Genomic DNA, 2,036 nt, shown 5'->3' with positions numbered 1-2,036 from the left:
CCCGCACTCCACGCTGAATTATCAGACACCGTCTGAATTTGCAGCGGGCTGGAGAAAGGGTCATTCTGAGAATGAAGATTCCGACGTTACTAACTGAGTGTTGTATCTAATCGTGGGGGCAGGTCACCTTGAGTGGCAGACCAGTTTACCTCGGCGATGGCAGTGACGCTAAGGAGACGCTGATTGCAGGTAAGCGTGATATTCATCGCTACGGGAGTTTGATAACAGATAAAGCCTGGAAAGGAGATTGATATGGCTCGTTTTATCGCAGTTATTCACGCGTGGTTCGTCGACAGCAAGGGTTTTGATGTGCATGAACTTAGCGCAACGGACAAGGAATCGGCCCACAACGAAGCGGTGCTGTTGAAGCATAAACGAGAAAGCACTTTCTGCTCATGTGCCTGCACTGTAGTTGAGATTGCTGACAACGAAAGATTGCCACGCAAGTTAACTCTACGCGAACGTCTGACAGGGAGGACTAACCCATGATCACTATCACCAAAGAATTCACCAAAGAGCAGTTGCAGCAAATTATCGAAACTGACCACGTTCAATGCGGTGAGGCTTCTTCGCTGGCGCGTATCGCGCTGGCATCGCTCGAAGCGGAGCCTGTGGCGTACATGTACAAAGATAGGCTTCACACCGATGCGCGTTTTAGCCTGCATACCAGATTTGGCAACTGGTCTCAGGAAGATATTAACGAGTACGAAATCACAGAGATTCCATTGTACACCGCCCCGCCAGCGCCAGCCAATGCCGAAACCGTAGCGTGGCTGTGGTCACACAGGAAACACCCTAGCGAAGTATCTCTCGTTAGACCAGAAGATGATGAGAGAGCGGAAGGTGCTCACTGGTCTGGGTGGAGTTGTCAGGCGCTTTATGCGGCACCGCCAGCGCCGGTAGTGCCTGAAGAAGCCACTCCGGAAAACATCGAGATTCTTGCCAGCACTTTTGCTCCCCGCGGAGTTACCTACCAGTGGGATAGAGATGAGTGCAATGCAGCGGCTGATTCATGGAACGCCTGCCGCGCCGCCATGCTTCAGGGTGCCGAAAACACCGAGTCGCGCTGCAGCAACCCTCAGGTGATTCCGGATTGCTCATGTCGCACATGCCGCCATGTAACTTTTACTGATAGTCGCTTCGTCGTGTGCCCCGAATGCGGCAACAAACGCTGTCCGCACGCCAATGACCACCGGAATGCATGCACCGGAAGCAATGAGCCAGGTCAGGAAGGCAGTGCGTATCCAGCAGCACCGCAGCAGGAGGCGTGATGGATAGCCTAAACAAGATAATCATCAATGCTCGCGTGCTTTCATGGAAGAGAGAGTTTGGGCCATTTGTTAAGTGTCCTGAGTGCTTTGGATTGCTGACAAAATGCGAACTATGCAAAGGGAGAGGAAAGCTTATCCAGGAGGACATTGACGCGTGGAACAATCCGATCGCCAAAATGAAAAGGGATAAGCAGTAATGCCTAACCCATTCGACGCATAACAAACCCGCACATCGCGGGTTTTTCTTTATCCGGAGTCACCATGCATTACAACCCAGTTCTGGTCGCCATCGCGTGCCTTATTGCATGGGCGGCCATCTCTTCACTCATTCACATGTCAGAGGGCTTGTTATGGCTAAATTTGCTGTGGGCGCAATCGTAAAGCACAAGTCAGGCGATATCAAAGGAGTGGTTGATGGCGTTACGGAGCAGGAAGACAGGCCGACATGGTATCGCATCGAGTGGGACTCTGGTGATTACAGTTCTCACGCGGAACACGAACTTCGCGCTGCTACTGTTGATGAGCCTCGCGTGTATAAGAAATTAGCGTAAGGAGATGATGATGAGCTTTGAGATTCCAGAATGTGAAGACCTTGAGTGGCAGCAAGAAATGCTTCGACAGCTAAGAGACAGGCTAAGCTGAATCGCCACGGATAATCTAGACACTTCTGAGCCGTTGATAATATAGGTTTTCATATTCAGCCGGTGGCATCTGCTCGCTCGAACCATGCCGACGCTTACTGTTATAAAACATTTCGATATAATC

3 protein-coding genes are annotated in these 2,036 nt (G+C 51.0%); all 3 read left to right on the top strand.

The window, feature by feature from the left end; translation table 11 throughout:
• The first annotated feature begins 252 nt into the window (after window positions 1–252).
• A complete protein-coding gene (locus ACHH0Z_RS25455; RefSeq protein ID WP_045408326.1) occupies window positions 253–489 on the top strand; it encodes a hypothetical protein in 237 nt (78 codons plus the stop codon).
• A complete protein-coding gene (locus tag ACHH0Z_RS25450) occupies window positions 486–1,271 on the top strand; it encodes a hypothetical protein (protein ID WP_395149617.1) in 786 nt (261 codons plus the stop codon). The genes ACHH0Z_RS25455 and ACHH0Z_RS25450 overlap by 4 nt, the downstream gene beginning before the upstream one ends.
• A 350-nt stretch (window positions 1,272–1,621) precedes the next feature.
• Window positions 1,622–1,822: a hypothetical protein gene (locus ACHH0Z_RS25445; protein WP_045408324.1), complete on the top strand. Its 201-nt coding sequence runs from the start codon at window positions 1,622–1,624 to the stop codon at window positions 1,820–1,822.
• Window positions 1,823–2,036 lie beyond the last annotated feature (214 nt).

Origin of the sequence: Enterobacter cloacae complex sp. 2024EL-00227 (assembly GCF_043945315.1) — a bacterium.
GTDB lineage: Bacteria > Pseudomonadota > Gammaproteobacteria > Enterobacterales > Enterobacteriaceae > Enterobacter > Enterobacter roggenkampii.
Note: the sequence above shows the minus strand (reverse complement) of the source record. Positions and strands in the feature narration are given on the sequence as shown.

Coding starts and splice junctions, on each gene's coding strand:
- ACHH0Z_RS25450 (WP_395149617.1), top strand. CDS start 486: ATGATCACTATCACCAAAGAATTCACCAAAGAGCAGTTGCAGCAAATT.
- ACHH0Z_RS25445 (WP_045408324.1), top strand. CDS start 1,622: ATGGCTAAATTTGCTGTGGGCGCAATCGTAAAGCACAAGTCAGGCGAT.
- ACHH0Z_RS25455 (WP_045408326.1), top strand. CDS start 253: ATGGCTCGTTTTATCGCAGTTATTCACGCGTGGTTCGTCGACAGCAAG.